Annotated in this window: 19 protein-coding genes; 5 read left to right on the top strand and 14 right to left on the bottom strand. The window is 63.8% G+C overall.

Annotated features, from left to right (window positions below; translation table 11 throughout):
• Window positions 1-8: 8 nt before the first annotated feature.
• From gspD to gpmA, 13 genes are all read right to left on the bottom strand, one after another.
• The gene (gene gspD / locus C8C92_RS02845) at window positions 9-2,243 is read right to left on the bottom strand and encodes a type II secretion system secretin GspD (RefSeq protein WP_116742978.1); all 2,235 of its coding nucleotides are present in this window, start codon (window positions 2,241-2,243) and stop codon (window positions 9-11) included.
• On the bottom strand, window positions 2,240-3,016 hold the full coding sequence (locus C8C92_RS02840) for a type II secretion system protein N (protein WP_099760994.1): 777 nt from the start codon (window positions 3,014-3,016) through the stop codon (window positions 2,240-2,242). The genes gspD and C8C92_RS02840 overlap by 4 nt, the downstream gene beginning before the upstream one ends.
• Window positions 3,013-3,561: a type II secretion system protein GspM gene (gene gspM, locus C8C92_RS02835; protein WP_116742977.1), complete on the bottom strand. Its 549-nt coding sequence runs from the start codon at window positions 3,559-3,561 to the stop codon at window positions 3,013-3,015. Before gspM ends, C8C92_RS02840 begins: the two co-directional genes overlap by 4 nt.
• Entirely contained in the window at window positions 3,558-4,787 is a 1,230-nt protein-coding gene (gene gspL, locus C8C92_RS02830; protein ID WP_243420097.1) for a type II secretion system protein GspL, read from the bottom strand. Before gspL ends, gspM begins: the two co-directional genes overlap by 4 nt.
• A 19-nt stretch (window positions 4,788-4,806) precedes the next feature.
• Complete coding sequence (gene gspK / locus C8C92_RS02825; RefSeq protein WP_116742975.1) at window positions 4,807-5,781, bottom strand: type II secretion system minor pseudopilin GspK; 975 nt, start codon at window positions 5,779-5,781, stop codon at window positions 4,807-4,809.
• Complete coding sequence (locus tag C8C92_RS02820) at window positions 5,778-6,413, bottom strand: prepilin-type N-terminal cleavage/methylation domain-containing protein (RefSeq protein WP_116742974.1); 636 nt, start codon at window positions 6,411-6,413, stop codon at window positions 5,778-5,780. Before C8C92_RS02820 ends, gspK begins: the two co-directional genes overlap by 4 nt.
• The gene (gspI, locus tag C8C92_RS02815) at window positions 6,413-6,805 is read right to left on the bottom strand and encodes a type II secretion system minor pseudopilin GspI (protein WP_116745824.1); all 393 of its coding nucleotides are present in this window, start codon (window positions 6,803-6,805) and stop codon (window positions 6,413-6,415) included. The genes C8C92_RS02820 and gspI overlap by 1 nt, the downstream gene beginning before the upstream one ends.
• Window positions 6,805-7,284 (bottom strand): type II secretion system minor pseudopilin GspH, encoded by a 480-nt coding sequence (gene gspH / locus C8C92_RS02810; protein ID WP_096233276.1) that lies wholly within the window; start codon window positions 7,282-7,284, stop codon window positions 6,805-6,807. The genes gspI and gspH overlap by 1 nt, the downstream gene beginning before the upstream one ends.
• A gap of 12 nt (window positions 7,285-7,296) precedes the next feature.
• On the bottom strand, window positions 7,297-7,749 hold the full coding sequence (gspG, locus tag C8C92_RS02805; RefSeq protein ID WP_099761000.1) for a type II secretion system major pseudopilin GspG: 453 nt from the start codon (window positions 7,747-7,749) through the stop codon (window positions 7,297-7,299).
• A gap of 93 nt (window positions 7,750-7,842) precedes the next feature.
• On the bottom strand, window positions 7,843-8,604 hold the full coding sequence (moeB, locus tag C8C92_RS02800; protein ID WP_116742973.1) for a molybdopterin-synthase adenylyltransferase MoeB: 762 nt from the start codon (window positions 8,602-8,604) through the stop codon (window positions 7,843-7,845).
• A gap of 8 nt (window positions 8,605-8,612) precedes the next feature.
• Window positions 8,613-10,106, bottom strand: a complete 1,494-nt coding sequence (locus tag C8C92_RS02795) for a S41 family peptidase (RefSeq protein ID WP_116742972.1) — start codon at window positions 10,104-10,106, stop codon at window positions 8,613-8,615.
• A 33-nt stretch (window positions 10,107-10,139) separates the two neighbouring features.
• On the bottom strand, window positions 10,140-11,597 hold the full coding sequence (locus C8C92_RS02790) for a peptidoglycan DD-metalloendopeptidase family protein (protein WP_099761003.1): 1,458 nt from the start codon (window positions 11,595-11,597) through the stop codon (window positions 10,140-10,142).
• Between the two features lie 76 nt (window positions 11,598-11,673).
• Complete coding sequence (gene gpmA, locus C8C92_RS02785) at window positions 11,674-12,420, bottom strand: 2,3-diphosphoglycerate-dependent phosphoglycerate mutase (protein WP_099761004.1); 747 nt, start codon at window positions 12,418-12,420, stop codon at window positions 11,674-11,676.
• A 106-nt stretch (window positions 12,421-12,526) separates the two neighbouring features.
• Between gpmA and C8C92_RS02780 the strand changes: the two genes are divergently transcribed.
• From C8C92_RS02780 to C8C92_RS02760, 5 genes are all read left to right on the top strand, one after another.
• Window positions 12,527-12,943, top strand: coding sequence for a rhodanese-like domain-containing protein (locus C8C92_RS02780; protein ID WP_116742971.1), 417 nt, complete (start codon window positions 12,527-12,529; stop codon window positions 12,941-12,943).
• A gap of 25 nt (window positions 12,944-12,968) precedes the next feature.
• The gene (grxC, locus tag C8C92_RS02775; RefSeq protein WP_116742970.1) at window positions 12,969-13,235 is read left to right on the top strand and encodes a glutaredoxin 3; all 267 of its coding nucleotides are present in this window, start codon (window positions 12,969-12,971) and stop codon (window positions 13,233-13,235) included.
• Window positions 13,236-13,395: 160 nt separating this feature from the next.
• Window positions 13,396-13,869 carry a protein-export chaperone SecB gene (gene secB / locus C8C92_RS02770; protein ID WP_034783580.1) on the top strand — a complete coding sequence of 158 codons (474 nt, stop codon included), beginning with the start codon at window positions 13,396-13,398 and terminating at the stop codon, window positions 13,867-13,869.
• A 140-nt stretch (window positions 13,870-14,009) separates the two neighbouring features.
• Window positions 14,010-14,471, top strand: coding sequence for an SH3 domain-containing protein (locus C8C92_RS02765; RefSeq protein WP_116742969.1), 462 nt, complete (start codon window positions 14,010-14,012; stop codon window positions 14,469-14,471).
• Window positions 14,472-14,506: 35 nt separating this feature from the next.
• A complete protein-coding gene (locus C8C92_RS02760) occupies window positions 14,507-15,547 on the top strand; it encodes an NAD(P)H-dependent glycerol-3-phosphate dehydrogenase (RefSeq protein ID WP_116742968.1) in 1,041 nt (346 codons plus the stop codon).
• Window positions 15,548-15,556: 9 nt separating this feature from the next.
• Here C8C92_RS02760 and C8C92_RS02755 read toward each other — a convergent pair whose 3' ends face one another.
• Complete coding sequence (locus C8C92_RS02755) at window positions 15,557-15,898, bottom strand: cupin domain-containing protein (RefSeq protein WP_116745823.1); 342 nt, start codon at window positions 15,896-15,898, stop codon at window positions 15,557-15,559.
• Between the last annotated feature and the right edge of the window lie 9 nt (window positions 15,899-15,907).

Raw genomic sequence — 15,907 nt, 5'->3', positions numbered from 1 at the left:
CTGTCCCATCACTTCTGTGGCTGTTGCTGCTGGTACTGCTGCAGCAGCGGCTGCGGCGGCGTGGCCGCGTTGGCCGGCGCGCCTGGCGGCGGCGTCGGCGCCGGCGGCACGGGACGCGTCACCATGTTGCCGCCCACCGGCTGGCCATCCTGCAGGGCTGGCAGCACAGGCGTACCCAGGTCTTTCAGCATCAGGTTGCCCGTGGCCGGCACGGCGGCCGTCTCGGCCGAGCGCATGTAGTCGTAGCGGTCGGCCGCCAGGCTGCCGCTCTGCTCCTTGTTGCGCACGATGACCGGGCGCAGGAAGATCATCAGGTTGGTTTTCTTGCGCTCGCGCGTCTGGTACTTGAACAGGTTGCCGATCAGGGGAATGTCGCCCAGGCCGCGCACTTTCTCCGCGTTGTCGCCCGTGGTGTCCTCGATCAGGCCGCCCAGCACGATGATCTGGCCATCGTCGGCCAGCACATTGTTTTCGATCACGCGGTTGTTGATGGTGATGCCGCTGACGGCCGACGCGGTGGATTTGTCCACGCTCGACGTCTCGTGATAGATACCCAGCTTGATGGTGCCGCCCTCGGAAATCTGCGGGCGCACCTTCAGGGTCAGGCCCACTTCCTTGCGGTCGATGGTCTGGAACGGATTGGTATTGGTGCCGGCCGTACTGGTGTACTGGCCCGTCAGGATAGGCACGTTCTGGCCCACCTTGATGGTCGCCAGTTCATTGTCCAGGGTGATCAGGTTCGGCGTCGACAGGATATTCGCATTGCCGTCCGATTCCAGCGCATGCGCCACGGCGCCCAGGCCCAGCGCGCCGTTGATCTGCTTGAAGATGCCCAGGGTCAGGCCGCCCGTCGGCAAGACCTTGCCACCGCCCGTGGCGATGGCAGCGATGTTGTTGGTGGTGCCGCCGGCGAACGACTGCAAGGCGCCCACGCGGTAGTTGCTGGTGCTGTCGCCCGACAGCCCCAGCCACTGCACGCCGAATTCGGACGCCTTGGCCGACGTCACTTCGACGATCAGCGCCTCGATGTAGACCTGGGCGCGGCGCACGTCAAGCTGGTCGATCACAGCGCGCAGGTTGCGGTAGACGGCTTCGTTGCAGGTCAAAATCAGCGTATTCGTCGACGCATCGGCCTGGATGAAACCGGCCGCGCCGCCCGACGACAGTTGCTGCGGCGCGTTGTTCAGCGAAGCGCCGCCCGTGCTGCCGCTTTGCGTATTGCCGCCCAGGCCAGTGCTGTTCATGCCGCTGTTGTTCTGGCCGATCTGGTTGTTCGTGTTCTGGTTGCCGACGCCCTGCTGCGCGGTGGCGGCCGTGCCGTCCGACGTCACCACCGAGCGCAGGGTCTGCGCCAGCTTGGTGGCGTCCGCATTTTTGAGGTACACCACGTGCACATTGCCCAGCTGCGTGGTGGGCTGGTCCAGCTTCGAGATCAGCGACTTGGCCAGGTTGGCGCGCGCCGCCGACGGCGCGCGCAGCACCAGCGAATTGGTGCGCGGGTCGGCCAGCACGGAGACCTTGCCAGCGTCGGCCCCTGCGGCGGCCCCCGCATTCCCGCCTTCCATCAGTTTATTCACCATCGAGGCCAGGTCGGACGCGATGGCATAGCGCACGGGGATCACATCCAGGTCCGTCGAGGCGGGCACGTCGAGCGCGGCGATGATCTTCGCCAGGCGCTTGAGGTTATCCGCGTAATCGGTGATCACCAGCGAGTTGTTGCCCGGATTGGCGTTGATCGTGTTGTTCGGCGAGATCAGGGGGCGCAGCACGGCCAGCAGGTTGGCCGACGATTCGTAGTTCAGGTAAAACACCTGGGTAGCGATCTGGTCGCCCTTCACCTGGCTGGCGCCGTTGCCCACCTGGGTCGGCACGGATTGCAGCTTGGCGTCCGCTTCCGGCACCACTTTCGCGTAGCCGTCGCCGGACACCACCGCATAGCCCTGCAAGCGCAGCGCGGAGGCCAGCAGCCCGAAGGCCTGAGTTTTGCTGATCGATTTTTCCGACACCAGCGTGATCGTGCCCTTGACGCGCGGGTCGATGACGAAATTGATGTTGGTGTAATGGCCCACGGCCTTGATCACCGACTCGATGTCGGCACCGACGAAATTGAGCGCCGCTTCATCACCGGGTGCGGCCCAGGCGGGTGCCGGCATGCCGGCCACGGAACAGCACAGCAAAGCGGCGGCCGACAGGCGGCGCAGCGAAAAGGAGAAAGTATGGGGGCTCACGGATGGTTTTTTCATTGTCTGAACTCTAAGGCGATGATGTTTTTTTCGCTATTGCTACGGCGCTGTCCCAGCAAATTCAACAAACTCGCCAAGGTCTCTTCATATCCTGCTGCGGCCTGGGCCTGGCCGGAAAACTGCATGCGCCCCTGTTGCAGGCTGCCGCTGCCGTCAAGCAGCAGCGGTCCCTTGATGGAGCGCAGGGTCAACGTCGCCTGCTGCCCCTGCCAATCGAAATCGAGCTCGTAGCTGCCCAGCGGACGCAAGGACGACAGGCGCGAGGCCATGTCCGTCATCTGCAAGGTGGTGCGGCCGACGGCGGAAAACTGCCGCTGCTCCAGGGCCAGCTGCAGGGTGCTCCACGACAGGCGCATGCTGCCCGTCGGCGCCACGGTATTTAATGGTGCACCGAGGCCGCCGAGGCCATCGGCCGGCAGCAGCAGGGCCGCCGGGCTGACCTGCCAGTGCGACCACGAACCGCGCAGGTTCACCGGCTGCGACAGCGCCTGCGGATTCTGCAATTCCACGTCCGCCGATCCCCACAGCACCGAGGGCGAAATGCGCCAGCTGAAGCGCCCCGGCAGCAGCGGCGTCACGGCGCCATTCGCGCTGGCCGCCCCGCCGATAAAGGCCGAGCCGCGCCACAGGGTACCTTGCGCGTCGCCCAAGGTCAAACGTCCGCCCGTCTGCTTTTCCACGATGCCGGCGACCCAGCCGGCCGGGAAAAATACCAGCAGGGTGACGCAGACGCTGACGATGATGGCCAGCAGCCAGCCAAGCAAGCGCCTCATCGTGCCGCGCCCGGGCTCTGGTGCAGGGTCAGGCTGGCATCGACCAGGCCCGCCACCGCCTTATCCTGCACCGTCTGCGCCGTGATCTTCGCTTCCTGCACCGCCACGCGGCCTTCGCGGCGCAAGCCGTCCAGCCACAGCATGACGCTGGCAAACGGCACGCCGTTCAATTGCACGCGCGCGTACTCTCCCGTCAGCGACAGCGATTGCGGCGCCAGGCCGCGCGCCTTCAGCGACGCGTCTATGCTGTCACGGCTCATGGGAGCGACCTGCACGGGCGCCTGGCGCGCCAGGTCGCCCGCTTCACGCGCCAGCGCCTGCAGCTGGGCCGCGTTCTGGCGCAGCTCGGGCAAGCTCTTTTGCAAGGCGATGCGGCCCGTCCAGGCCGGCTCGAAAAACACCGCGTAGACGAGGGCCAGTCCCGCCACCACGCCGCCGATGGCCAGCAGCTTGCGCTCCTGCTGCGTGCGTTCCGCCCAAAAGGCTTGCAGCGCCTGCTGCTGCCGCGTCAACGCGGCGCGCGCCTGATTTACTGCTGCACTCATGCTTTTGCTCCCGTGGCCGGCGTGATCTTCCACACGCCCGGCGCCGTTTCATTCAAGGCCAGCTTGCGCGCGGCCAGGCCATCGCGCACCTGCGCCTGCGCGCTGGCGTCGACCATATCCGGTTTCAGCGTGACGATCAGGCTGCGCTCGCGATATTCCAGTGACGCCACCACGCCGCGCCCGGCCAAGCCACCCAGCGCCTCGCCCAGCGCCGCGCTCATGCTCGTAAAATCGTCCATGCTCGCTTGCCCGCCCTGCAGGCGGGCGGCGGCGATATTGCGCCGCATCTGCTCCGCTTCCAGTCCATACACGGGCGCTTCATTCGGATACGCGGCCTTGAAGGTTTGCTGCATCGAGGTGCGCACGGTGGCGGCCTCGCGCTTCAGCCGCATCCATTCGATATTCATGCCGGCCAGGTTGACGATCACGGCCAGCAGCGCCAGGCGCAGCGGCCAGCGCCAGCGGCGCCATTCGGTGGCCGACCCAGTGGCCGTGCCCAGCGCGGGCGCCAGGTCCAGTCCCGCATTTTTGGCGCCGGCGATCCAGTGCGCCCAATGATCGGGTTCCAGCGTCACGCCCTGCATGCCGGCAGCGAGCTGTTGATATTGCGCCAGCTCGGCCTGCGCCACGTAGACCGTCAGCGGCACGTCGCCGGCAAACGCGCGCGTCGTCAGCAGCGCCTGCTGAGGGTGAGCCGGCAAGACCAGGCCCAGCCCTTCTTGCGGGGCCTGGCGCAAGGCCAGTTCCAGGCCGTCGCCGGCCGCCTGCAAGGAGGCCGTCACGCTGCCTGGCTGCAAGGGCAGGCATAGCTGCGACGGCAGCAGCACCACCTTGCGCGCGCCCTGCGCCAGTAAAGCCTTCACCAGTACCCCGGCCCAGGCGCGCTGCGCCACGGCGACCGTGCGCATGCCGGCAGCATCGGGCACACCGGCGGCCAGCAGGCAGTCCTGCGTGTCACCGAGGATATGTTCTTCCACCAGGCCAGGCAAGGCCGCGCGCAGGCGGGCGCCGGCCAGCGGCGGGGTTTTCAGGCGCAGCAGAGTCACGTCGGCCGCCGCCAGCAGCAAGACCACCTGCTTCGCGCCGGCGATCAGCTGCCCCAGGCTGCCCAGCGGCGCGCTGCCCTGCTGCAACAGGGCGCCGCCGTCGCCGGCCAGCACGAAGGAGCAGGCCGGCGCGCTATCGATGGACGCCCTGGCCGGGTGACGGATATACAATATTATCAAAGTGACTCGCTTTCAGGGGTTAATTTTCCCGCAACCAGACCAGGCTGGTGGTGCGCTGCGGATCCGTTTTGCGATTGACGAGCGCCACGGCATCGAGGGCGGCACGGTCCAGCCGCACGCGGATGACGGTGAGGAAGTAGCGGCTCTTCACATCGAGCTCGACGCCCTCAATCACACTGCCATTGATATTATTCTTGAAGTTTGCCAAATCGACAAACTTTTTGCGCGGATTGCTCAAGGTCAGCGCGCTGGCTTCAGACAGCGACATCATCGTCACGGCCGCCAGCACCTCGGCCGGCGCCGTATTCACATTCACGGACGTTATTTCCGGCAACACGATGATGAAGTCGCGCAGCTTTTCGATGATTTGCGGCGTATAGCCGGGCACGGCCAGCAAGTCCTCGACCTGCGTGAAGGCCATCGGCTCGCTGCTGCCGCCCGATGGGGGCGTGGAGGCGGGCGTCTTGCCATCGCTGCCGCTGTCCATGGCGCGCGGTTTCGGCCGCGCGCGCAGCACGGCATCGGCCGTCGCCTGCGCCAGGGAACTATCGAGCTGCAAGTTGGCCAGCAGCCGCTGGTAGGCCTGCACGTAGGACTGGCTGACAATGCCCGTGGCGGCGGCCAGGTTGGTGATATTGAAACGCGCCTGCGCATCGAGCGCGCGGCCCGAGACGGTGGCGTCAAATTTTTCCGTGTCGACCTTTTCGCGGTCGACGTAATCGTCGAGCCGTGCTTCCTCGATGGGCGTGGCCCACACGCCGTCCAGCGCGGTCTGCGAGGGATTATCCTGGCGCAACCAGAAGCGGGCGAAGTCGACCATGCCGCGCATGGCCCACTGCGTCTGCAGGCGCAGGCGCTGGTTTTCCATCGAACGCACCTGCACTTGCTGCTGCCAGAACAGGCTGGCGACGACGGTAATGGCCAGCGCCGTCAGCAGCAGGGCCGTGATGACGGCCACGCCGCGCTGGCGCGCGGGGAGCGAAAAGTGCTTCATCCCGGCCCCAACAAAAAGACTTTGGACAGGCCCGCATCCTGGCCCGGCATTTGCAAGGTCACTTCCAGGCCGACAAAATCCTCTGTTTTTGTACCGGCAAACATGGTGATCCACTCAGGATTGGGCGTATTTTGGCGCATTTGACCGCGCATGACCATGCTGTCGACGCCATGCATCAGGGCCACGTCGGCGTTGGAGGTATCGGTATCGTCGCGCGCCGCCTGCCACAGCGTGTCGAGCACGGCCAGGTCGCGCGTGCCGTTCGACTCGCGCCGCGTCAGCACGCCGCCACGCAGACGGTAAGTGACCACTTGCAACTGTTGCGGCTCCTGTTCCGATGCGGCCAGGCGCACCAGGGTCAGGCGGTCATTTTCCGCCGACAAGTTCAGGCGGCCATTCAGCAGGGTATTGCTCTGGCCGGCACCAGCCAGATGGTCACAATCGCTTTGCATCTGGGCAAACGCCAGCTGCATGCCGCGCGCCTGCTCCAGCTGGCTGGTCAGCACTTCACGCGAACGCATGATGCTGTCCAGGCCGCGCCAGCCCAGCACGGCGACCATGGCCAAAATGCCGATCGCCACGAGCAGCTCGATCAAGGTGAAACCCGACGCGGAGTGATTGCGGCGCGCCATCAGTCGTTGAACGCCAGCAAGACCAGGCGCACGATGCGCCGGGCCGGGTATTGCACGTCGTACACGTTCACGCGCACTTGGCGGATGCGGGGATTCGGCGTGGCCACCACTTCCTCTTCGCAGATCAGTTTTAAATCGCCCTGCGGGCAGTCGACCGTGCGCTTGCCCGTCTGCGGAAAGGTTTTTGCCAGGCGCAGTCGCACCAAATGGTTTTCCGCCGACCAGGTGGCCATCATGGCGCTGCGCAAGCCGTCGCTGTTCTGCGTCAGGCTGCCGACGGCGCGCAGCGAAGCACCCAGGGCCGTGCCGACGATGACCAGGGCCACCAGGACTTCCAGCAAAGTGAAGCCGAACTGCGAGCCGCGCTGGCGGCGTGATCGGGAGAGACCCATCATTGCTCGACCGTGAAGTGGCCGATGCCATCGGCGCGGATGGCCACGCTGCGCTCGCCGCTGGCCAGGGTCAGCACGAAAGGCTTGTCGACCGGTTCGCGGCCGAAGATGATGCGCAGCGGCTGAGCCACGCTGTTCGACGGCTGCACGCTGAGCAGCATGGGCGTGTTGGCAAACGCGCGCTCGCGCAGCAAGTCATCCTGCGTCACGGGTTGCCACAGCTTTTCATTGAGGACCAGGAAACGGTATTGATTTTCGTCCGCCTCGAACGCCACTTGCCGGCTGCGCACGATGGCTTCATCGCGTGCCAGCTGCAGCAGCAGGGCGATGCGCTCGGCTTCTTTTTGCAGCGCTTGCTGGCCATTCGGCATGGCGTTCAGCGACACCAGGCCCAGGGTCACCCCGATGATGACCATCACCACCAGCAATTCGATCAGCGTGAAGCCGCGCTGGCGCAGACCGGTGGTCATGGCAGGCATGCAATGAAAAACTTACAGTTCCCAGGAGCCGATATCGGCATCGTCGCCGCTACCGCCAGGCTGGCCGTCGGCACCCAGCGAAATCAGGTCGACTTCGCCTTTCACGCCCGGTGACAGGAACTGGTATGGGTTGCCCCACGGATCTTTCGGCATCTTTTCCAGGTAGCCGCCGGCCTTCCAGCCATTCGCGGCCGGTCCCGTGGTCGGCTTCTCGACCAGGGCACGCAGGCCCTGTTCGGTAGTCGGGTAGCGCTGGTTGTCCAGTCGGTACAGTTTCAAGGCTTGCATCACGGTGGCGATGTCGACTTTCGCCGCCGCCACTTTCGACTCGCCCGTGCGAGCGATCAGCTTGGGCACCACCAGCGAAGCGAGGATGCCCATGATCACCACCACTACCATGATTTCGATCAAAGTGAAGCCGCGCGCGCGGCGCTGGCGTATCGGATGGTTTGCTGCGTTTTGCATAAGAAAGAGAGAAGAAGGTGAGTAATGAGTGCAGAGTATAAAGCGGAAATATGACAAAGCCTGTCATATGGGGAAAAATTTGTGCGGGGCTATTCAGAGCGGCAAGACCACTACACCGCAAACGGCGCAGCCGGGGTCGCGCGCGACCCGCATGCTGCTCCATTCCATGTGCAAACCGTCGAGCAGCAGCAGCCGTCCGGCCAGCGATTCGCCCGCGCCCATGATGAGTTTCAGCGCTTCGGCCGCCTGCATGGCGCCCACCACGCCCACCAGCGGCGCGAACACGCCCATGCTCGAGCACGCCTCGTCCGTGAACTGCTGCTCTTGCGGAAACAGGCAGGAATAACAGGGTTGCGTGCCCGTGCGCGGGTCGAACACGCTCACTTGCCCATCGAAACGGATCACCGCGCCCGACACCAGCGGCACCCGGGCCGCCACGCAGGCGCGGTTGACGGCGTGGCGCGTGGCGAAGTTGTCGGTGCAGTCGAGCACCACCGTGGCGGACAAGACCAGTTCAGCCAGGCGCGCGCCGTCGAGGCGCTCTTGCAAGGCGACGATGTCAATTTCGGGATTGATGCCGGTCAAGGTTTCGCGCGCCGACAGCACTTTCGGCTGGCCCACGCGGGCCGTGGTGTGGGCGATCTGGCGCTGCAGGTTGGTCAGGTCGACCGTATCGTCATCGACCAGGGTCAGCTTGCCGACGCCGCTGGCGGCCAGATACATGGCGGCCGGCGAGCCCAGCCCGCCCGCGCCAATCACCAGCACATGCGCATCGAGCAAGGCTTGCTGGCCTTCGATGCCGATCTGATCAAGCAGGATATGGCGCGAATAGCGCAGCAGTTGGGCGTCGTTCATGGCGGCGACTACGGTTTTTGCACAGGAATCTTTTTGTCATCGGCCTTGGTGTCGGAAGCAATTTCCGGCTTGGCGCCGATCTTCTCCGCCTTCGGGTCCACCTTGGCCAGCTGCACCGGCAAGCCCTGGAAGTGGTTCAAGGCTTGCTGCAACTGGAAATCATCCTTGGCGCCGTATTCGAGCGGCTTGCGCTTTTTCGCCGTGGCGATCAGGCGCTGCTCTTCTTCCAATTGATCTTGCATGCCTTCCATCGTCGGCTTGGCCGCTTCCGGCTTGCCGTCGTTGCTGCTCAAGTGTTTTTCCAGGTCCGCCTCGCGCACGCGCAGGCTGTTCCAGCCATCGCCTTCGGCCGTTTCATCGACCAGCAAGTCGGGCACGATGCCGCGCGCCTGGATTGCGCGGCCTTTTGGCGTGTAGTAGCGGGCCGTGGTCAGCTTGACGGCCGTATCGGCCGTGATCTGGCGCAAGGTTTGTACGGAACCCTTGCCGAACGTTTGCGTGCCGATGACGGTGGCGCGCTGGTAATCCTGCAAGGCGCCGGCGACGATTTCCGAGGCGGAAGCGGAACCGGCATTGACCAGCACCACCAGCGGCACGGTTTTCAGCGCGGCCGGCAGCTTGGCCAGCGGGTCGGCCTTGGCGCCCGGCGGCGCATAGAATTCGCGGCGGCCATAAAACACTTGCTTCGACTCCGGCAACTGGCCCTTGGTGGAAACGATCACGGAATTACCCGGAAGAAATGCTGTCGCCACGCCGATAGCGCCCGGCACGACGCCACCGGGATCGTTGCGCAAGTCCAGCACCAGGCCCTTGAGCTTGGGGTCTTGCGCATACAGCGCGTTGATCTTTTTGACCATGTCATCGACGGTCGGTTCCTGAAACTGGGCGATGCGCAGCCAAGCATAGCCGGGCGCGACCATCTTGGCTTTCACGCTTTGCACGCGGATTTCCTCGCGCACGATGGGGAACACCAGCGGGCGGCTTTCGCCCTTGCGCGACATGGTCAGCACCAGCTTGGTGCCGGGCTGGCCGCGCATCTTCTTGATGACCTCCTCCAGCTGCAAGCCCTTCAGCGGGATATTGTCGAGGCGGGTGATCAGGTCGCCGGCCAGGATGCCGGCCTTGGCGGCCGGGCTGTCCTCGATGGGCGAGACGACTTTCACGTAGCCGTCTTCCATGCTCACCTCGATGCCGATGCCGACAAACTTGCCCTGCACGCTCTCGCGCATTTCCTTGAAAGCATTTTTATCGAGGTAGACGGAATGCGGGTCCAGCGACGAGACCATGCCGGAAATGGCTTCCGTCAGGAGTTTCTTGTCTTCCACCTTCTCGACATAATCGGACTTGATCAGGCCGAAGACGTCGGACAGCTGGCGCAGCTCGTCGAGCGGCAGCGGGGCATTCGTGATTTTCTGCGCCACGGCCGGGAACTGCAGCGACATGCCGATGCCGGCCAGCACGCCCAGACCGATCAGGCCGATACTTTTGACTTTGATACCCATGTATTCTTCGCCTCTACAAATTCGCTGGGGAACTTAAAACTTCACCCAGGTGGCTGGATCGAAGGCGCGGCCCTGATGACGCAATTCAAAGTATAGCCCTGATTCCTCGTTGCCGCCGCTGTTGCCCGCGCTGGCAATGGCGTCGCCGCCCTTGACGGCATCGCCCACGCGTTTCAGCAAGGATTGGTTATTGCCATAAATACTCATGTACTGGCCGCCATGGTCGACGATGATCAAATTGCCGAAGCCGCGCAGCCAGTCGGAAAACACGACCCGGCCGCCGGCGATGGCGTGGACCTCGCTGCCTTCACCGGTGCGGATGAACACGCCCTTCCAGCTGGGGCCGTCACCACGCTTGCTGCCGAAGCGAGCGGCGATCTTGCCCGCCACGGGGGCGCGCAGCTGCCCTTTCAGGCTGGCAAAGGCGCCGGCCGGCGCGGCCGGGCCCAGGCTTGGGCGTTCCGGCTCCGGCTTGGGTTCCGGCTTCGGTGTCACCTTGGCCACCTGCGGCGGCTCGTCGTCGTCGATCGGTTCCAGTTTCACGGGCGGCGCCGGCGGCGTTTGCGGCTTGATCTTGCCCGATTTGTTTTGTTGTTCTTTCGCCAGGCGTTCGCGTTCGGCCTGCGCCTGGGCGGCCTTGGCGCGCGCGGCCAGCAAGCGTTCGCGTTTTTCCGCCGCGATCCTGGCGTCGGCGGCCGCTTTCGCGGCGGCACGCTGCTCGGCCAGCAATTGCTGGCGTTTCTTTTCAGCCGCGGCGGCGGCGGCCTGCTCTTCGATCAGTTTCGCCAGCTTGTCGACCAGGCTGCCCATGCGCTGTTCGTCGCGCTCGACATTGCCCACTTCCTTGCGTTGCGCCACCAGGCGCTGCGACAAGCTCGTCAGCAAGGCGGCGCGGCGCGCCTTCTCTTGCACCAGCAGGGCCTTCTGGTCGCGCTCTTCCTGCGCGATTTCTTCCAGTTCATCCTTGGCGTTCTGCACGTCCGCCTGGTTTTTCTCCACCGCCAGCAAGTTGGCGCGCAAGGCGTCGAGCAGGCGCGCCTGCGCCTGCGACACATAGGCCATCAATTGCAAGTCGCGGTTGATGCGGTTCGGATTGTCGCCCGACAAGAGCAGCTTGATGCGGTCTTCGTTGCCGGCGACATATTGTTTACGCAGCAACTTTGACAGCTGCGCTTTTTGTTTTTCGACGGTGGCCGTCAGTTGCTGGTGCTCTTGCCCCAGCGCATTGAGTTTCACGCCCGTCGCGCTTTGCTCCTGCGCCAGGTCGCGCAAGGCGCGGTTGGCGTTGGAAATGGCCTCTTCCGACTCGGCCAAGGTATCGGCCGCGTCATCCTTGGCGCTTTCCGTGCGGCTGATGTCGCGCTTGAGCGCCGTCAGCTTTTGTTGCAATCCAGCACGTTGTGCTTCCGCGGCCGCTTTCTGCTTGCTGCGTTCGGTGGGCTTGGCACCCTGTGCGGCAGCGCTGCAGAACAGCAGCGCTGCGCACAGCATGGCGCCGGCGCGCCACGCCGGCAGGGGTCGTTCAGCAGAGGGGGCGATTGCTGTGCCGCGGAAGAAAGACAACAAGTTACTTGGCCTTCCCTTGGTTCGCCACGGCCGCTTGCGCTGCCGCAATCGCTGCCGGGTCGCCCAGGTAGTAATGACGGATCGGTTTCAGGTCGGCGTCCAGTTCATACACGAGCGGCTGGCCGTTCGGGATGTTCAGGCCGACGATATCGCTGTCGCTGATGCCATCGAGCATCTTGATCAGCGCGCGCAGGCTGTTGCCGTGGGCCGAGATGATGATTTTCTTGCCGGCGCGAATGGCCGGGGCGATTTCCTCGTCCCAGGACGGCATCACGCGCGCCACGGTGTCTTTCAGGCATTCGGTCAGCGGAATCGACGCTTGCGGCAAGCCGGCGTAGCGCGGATCGTTGAACGAGGCGCGGTCATCGTTCGCTTCCAGCGGCGGCGGCGGCGTGTCGTAGCTGCGGCGCCACACCAGTACTTGCTCGTCGCCATACTTGGCGGCTGTCTCGCCCTTGTCCAGGCCTTGCAGGGCGCCGTAGTGACGCTCGTTCAAGCGCCAGTCGTTCTTGATGGGCAGATACATCATATCCATCTCGTCGAGCGCCAGCCACAGGGTGCGGATGGCGCGCTTCAGGACGGAAGTGTAGGCCACGTCGAACGTAAAACCTTCCTGCTTGAGGATCTGGCCGGCGGCCCTGGCTTCGTTGACGCCCTTTTCCGTCAGATCGACGTCGGTCCAGCCGGTGAAGCGGTTATCGAGATTCCAGGTGGATTCGCCGTGACGCATGAAAACGATTTTGTACATAGTTCTATCTTCTCAAGGGGTTCAAATCAAAAAAGCAAAACGTAAAAAGACCTCGTCCAGCTTCTATTTTATAATGCGCGGATTGACTTAAACCATTGGACCCTACGTGAAATTCATTATCGACCACATTTTTCTGTTTGCCATCGTCATTATTTCCGGCGGCGCCCTCCTCTGGCCACTGCTGTCGATGCGCGGCAAACGCGCGACCGTGCTGGAAGTCACGCAACTGATCAACCGTGGCAAGACCATCATCGTCGACGTGCGCAACGCGGAAGAATTCGCCACGGGCCACTTGCCTGACGCAAAAAATATGCCGCTGCCGGAACTGGCAAAACGCCTGGGCGAGCTGGAAAAATTCAAAACGCGCCCCATTGTAGTGGTTTGCCAGAAAGGTTCGCGTTCGGCAACCGCCGTCGGCCTGCTGGGCAAAGCCGGTTTCGCTGAGGCAACGAGCCTGGAAGGTGGTATCGACGAATGGAAAAAGCAAGGTTTGCCATTGAAAACCTTGTCGCTGGCGAAATAAGCCGGCCTAAACTGAAGGAATCATCATGAGTGTCCCAGTAATTGTGTATAGCACCGCCGTGTGCCCGTATTGCGTGCGCGCCGAGCGCCTGTTGGAAGCCAAGGGCGTGACCGTGCAAAAGATCCGCGTCGACCTCGACCCGGAAGAACGCATCAAGATGATGGAACGCACGGGCCGCCGCACGGTGCCGCAGATCTATGTGGGCGATACCCACGTGGGCGGTTTCGACGATTTGTATGCGCTCGATCAAGCTGGCAAGCTGGACCCCTTGTTAAATGGCACGGCAGCCTGATATAAAGCGGGTTCGAGAAATTGCTTGGTTTTTTGTCGTATTGTTTTGATACAATTGCCCTCGCACCTGATCTGGCCGCGCCTACCCGGCGCGGTTTGAATACCGCAAGCACCATATTTGAACGGTGTGCCGTTCTTGTCCCTTACAACGAAAGCGTTCCATGTCTGACGAAAATCTGCAACCAGTCTTCCAAATCCAACGCGTCTACCTGAAAGACATGTCGCTGGAACAACCAAATTCCCCAGCTATTTTCCTGGAACAAGAAGCGCCAGCCATCGAAGTAGCGCTGGACGTGGGCGCTGCGCCTCTGGCCGACGGGATCTTCGAAGCCACCGTGACCATCACCGTCACCGCCAAAGTCGGCGAAAAAGTCGCTTTCCTGGTTGAAGGCAAGCAAGCCGGTATTTTCGAAGCACGCAACATTCCTGCCGATCAACTCGATCCGCTGCTGGGAATCGGCTGCCCGAACATCATCTACCCTTACCTGCGCGCCAACATCGCCGACGTGATCACCCGTGCCGGCTTCCCGCCAGTGCACCTGGCCGAGATCAACTTCGAAGTGTTCTACCAACAACGTCTGCAAGCTATTGCTGACGCCGCTGCCGCAGCACCAGCAGCCAGCGAAACGCACTAAGAACATCTCACCAAACCTGCTGCGCGGCGCGCCTTGCGGCCTGCGATGCACTGCCGCTCGCGACGGTTTTGTGAGTGTTCTATACTGCAGGTAAGAAACGGCGGCCTGGCCGCCGTGTTTCGTTAAGGTTCAAAAATATCATGTTGAAAAGTGCGCTCTTGAGCAAGTTCCGCTGGATCGCCGGCGCCGTGCTGCTGCTGGCCACCGCCGCCAGTCACGCCGTCGATTTCAAAACGGTGGGAGCAAACCCCGTGATCCTGTACGACGCGCCGTCCGCCAAGGGCGGCAAGCTGTACGTGGCGCCACGCGGCATGCCGCTGGAAGTCGTGCTCAGCTACGGCGAATGGGTCAAGGTACGCGACGCCAGCGGCGAAATGGCCTGGACCGAAGCCAAGGGCCTGTCAGCCAAGCGCAACGTCGTGGCGCGCGCCGCGAACCTCAAGGTTCGCGCCAGCCCCGATGACACCGCCTCCGCCATCATTCTCGTCGACAAGGGCGTGCTGCTGGAAATGAGCGAGCAGCCAAGCTCCGGCTGGATTAAAGTGCGCCACAAGGATGGCCAGAGCGGCTACGTCAAGACCAGCGAAGTGTGGGGCTTGTAAGCACCGCGCCCGTCCCCCCTGCCCGTTGAGGTTGCATGCAAGTTTCTCCTGAAGTCACTCCCGATAGTATTCCCGCCATCCGCAAGATCACCATCCTGGGCGCCGGCGCCTGGGGCACGGCCGTGGCCATGGCCCTGGCCGGCCGCCACGACGTGCTGCTGTGGGGCCGCAACGCCGAAGCCATGGCCGCCATGGCCGCCAGCGGCGAAAACAGTTATCTGCCCGGTTTTCCTTTACCGCCGCAACTGCGCATCAGCGCCGATTTCGACGCCGCCGTCGCGCATGCCAGCGGCGAACACGGCCTCTTGATCGCCGCCTGCCCCGTGGCGGGCCTGCGGCCGATGCTGCATCAACTGAAAGACAGAGCCATCGGCAACCTGGTGTGGCTGTGTAAAGGCTTTGAAGGCGGCACGGGCCTGCTGCCGCACCAGATCGTGCAGGAAGTGCTGGGCGACAAGATCCCCGGCGGCGCCCTGTCCGGCCCCTCGTTCGCGCAGGAAGTGGCGCGCGGCCTGCCGTGCGCGCTGACCATCGCCTCGCACAGCGACGCCTTGCGTGGCGCCGTCGTCTCGGCCTTGCATGGCGGCACCATCCGCGTGTATGCGAGCGAAGACCTGGTGGGCGTGGAAGTGGGCGGCGCCGTCAAGAATGTGCTGGCGATTGCCACCGGCGTGGCCGACGGCCTGGGCCTGGGCTTGAATGCGCGCGCCGCGCTGATCACGCGTGGCCTGGCGGAAATCACGCGCCTGGGCACGGCCCTCGGTGGCCAGACGGAAACGTTCATGGGGCTGACGGGCATGGGCGACTTGATTCTCACCTGCACGGGCGACCTGTCGCGCAACCGCAGGGTCGGCCTGGGCCTGGCACAGGGCAAGGCGCTGGCCACCATCGTGGCCGAACTCGGTCATGTGGCCGAAGGCGTGCCGTGCGCCAAGGCCGTGCGCGAACTGGCGCGCCGCATGGGCGTCGACATGCCGATCACCAATGCGGTGGCCGGTGTGCTGTTCGATGGCGATTTGCCGCACGTGATGGTGCAGCAACTGCTGTCGCGCGATCCGCGTGCCGAGGCGGCGTGACAGGGGAAACTAACGCCCCGCCTTGACCATCAAGATCGTCAGCAGCACCAGACTGTCTTCGCGCGCGGCCAAAGCATGCGCCTGGCCGCCGTGCAGATACAGCATCTGCCCCGGCCCCAGCACCTGCTCCCCGCCATGCGCCGTCACCGCCACCTGCCCTTGCAGGCACAGCAGGGTGATTTCACCGAGCACATGATGCTCGGGCATGGTCTTGCCCTTGGGCATGCACATGCGGATCAATTCCAGTTCGTCCGTCTTGGCCAGCGCGATGGCGGAAAACTGCGACAGATCGTCGCCATCCCTGCGCAGTACCTCGATCACCTGTCCTGAACTTGCGTGCTCCAGTGCCATCATGTGCTC

This window comes from Janthinobacterium sp. 78, assembly GCF_003096775.1.
In the GTDB taxonomy this organism is placed as follows: Bacteria; Pseudomonadota; Gammaproteobacteria; order Burkholderiales; family Burkholderiaceae_D; genus Janthinobacterium; species Janthinobacterium tructae.
This window is presented reverse-complemented; position numbering and strand designations above follow the sequence as displayed.

What these genes read in the sequence shown, in the direction of transcription:
- gspG (WP_099761000.1), bottom strand. Translation starts at nt 7,749, where the DNA reads ATGCAAAACGCAGCAAACCATCCGATACGCCAGCGCCGCGCGCGCGGC.
- C8C92_RS02820 (WP_116742974.1), bottom strand. Translation starts at nt 6,413, where the DNA reads ATGGCGCGCCGCAATCACTCCGCGTCGGGTTTCACCTTGATCGAGCTG.
- C8C92_RS02765 (WP_116742969.1), top strand. Translation starts at nt 14,010, where the DNA reads ATGTTGAAAAGTGCGCTCTTGAGCAAGTTCCGCTGGATCGCCGGCGCC.
- C8C92_RS02790 (WP_099761003.1), bottom strand. Translation starts at nt 11,597, where the DNA reads ATGCTGTGCGCAGCGCTGCTGTTCTGCAGCGCTGCCGCACAGGGTGCC.
- C8C92_RS02755 (WP_116745823.1), bottom strand. Translation starts at nt 15,898, where the DNA reads ATGGCACTGGAGCACGCAAGTTCAGGACAGGTGATCGAGGTACTGCGC.
- secB (WP_034783580.1), top strand. Translation starts at nt 13,396, where the DNA reads ATGTCTGACGAAAATCTGCAACCAGTCTTCCAAATCCAACGCGTCTAC.
- gspM (WP_116742977.1), bottom strand. Translation starts at nt 3,561, where the DNA reads ATGAGTGCAGCAGTAAATCAGGCGCGCGCCGCGTTGACGCGGCAGCAG.
- gpmA (WP_099761004.1), bottom strand. Translation starts at nt 12,420, where the DNA reads ATGTACAAAATCGTTTTCATGCGTCACGGCGAATCCACCTGGAATCTC.
- grxC (WP_116742970.1), top strand. Translation starts at nt 12,969, where the DNA reads ATGAGTGTCCCAGTAATTGTGTATAGCACCGCCGTGTGCCCGTATTGC.
- gspI (WP_116745824.1), bottom strand. Translation starts at nt 6,805, where the DNA reads ATGGGTCTCTCCCGATCACGCCGCCAGCGCGGCTCGCAGTTCGGCTTC.
- gspD (WP_116742978.1), bottom strand. Translation starts at nt 2,243, where the DNA reads ATGAAAAAACCATCCGTGAGCCCCCATACTTTCTCCTTTTCGCTGCGC.
- gspK (WP_116742975.1), bottom strand. Translation starts at nt 5,781, where the DNA reads ATGAAGCACTTTTCGCTCCCCGCGCGCCAGCGCGGCGTGGCCGTCATC.
- C8C92_RS02760 (WP_116742968.1), top strand. Translation starts at nt 14,507, where the DNA reads ATGCAAGTTTCTCCTGAAGTCACTCCCGATAGTATTCCCGCCATCCGC.
- moeB (WP_116742973.1), bottom strand. Translation starts at nt 8,604, where the DNA reads ATGAACGACGCCCAACTGCTGCGCTATTCGCGCCATATCCTGCTTGAT.
- C8C92_RS02795 (WP_116742972.1), bottom strand. Translation starts at nt 10,106, where the DNA reads ATGGGTATCAAAGTCAAAAGTATCGGCCTGATCGGTCTGGGCGTGCTG.
- gspH (WP_096233276.1), bottom strand. Translation starts at nt 7,284, where the DNA reads ATGCCTGCCATGACCACCGGTCTGCGCCAGCGCGGCTTCACGCTGATC.
- C8C92_RS02840 (WP_099760994.1), bottom strand. Translation starts at nt 3,016, where the DNA reads ATGAGGCGCTTGCTTGGCTGGCTGCTGGCCATCATCGTCAGCGTCTGC.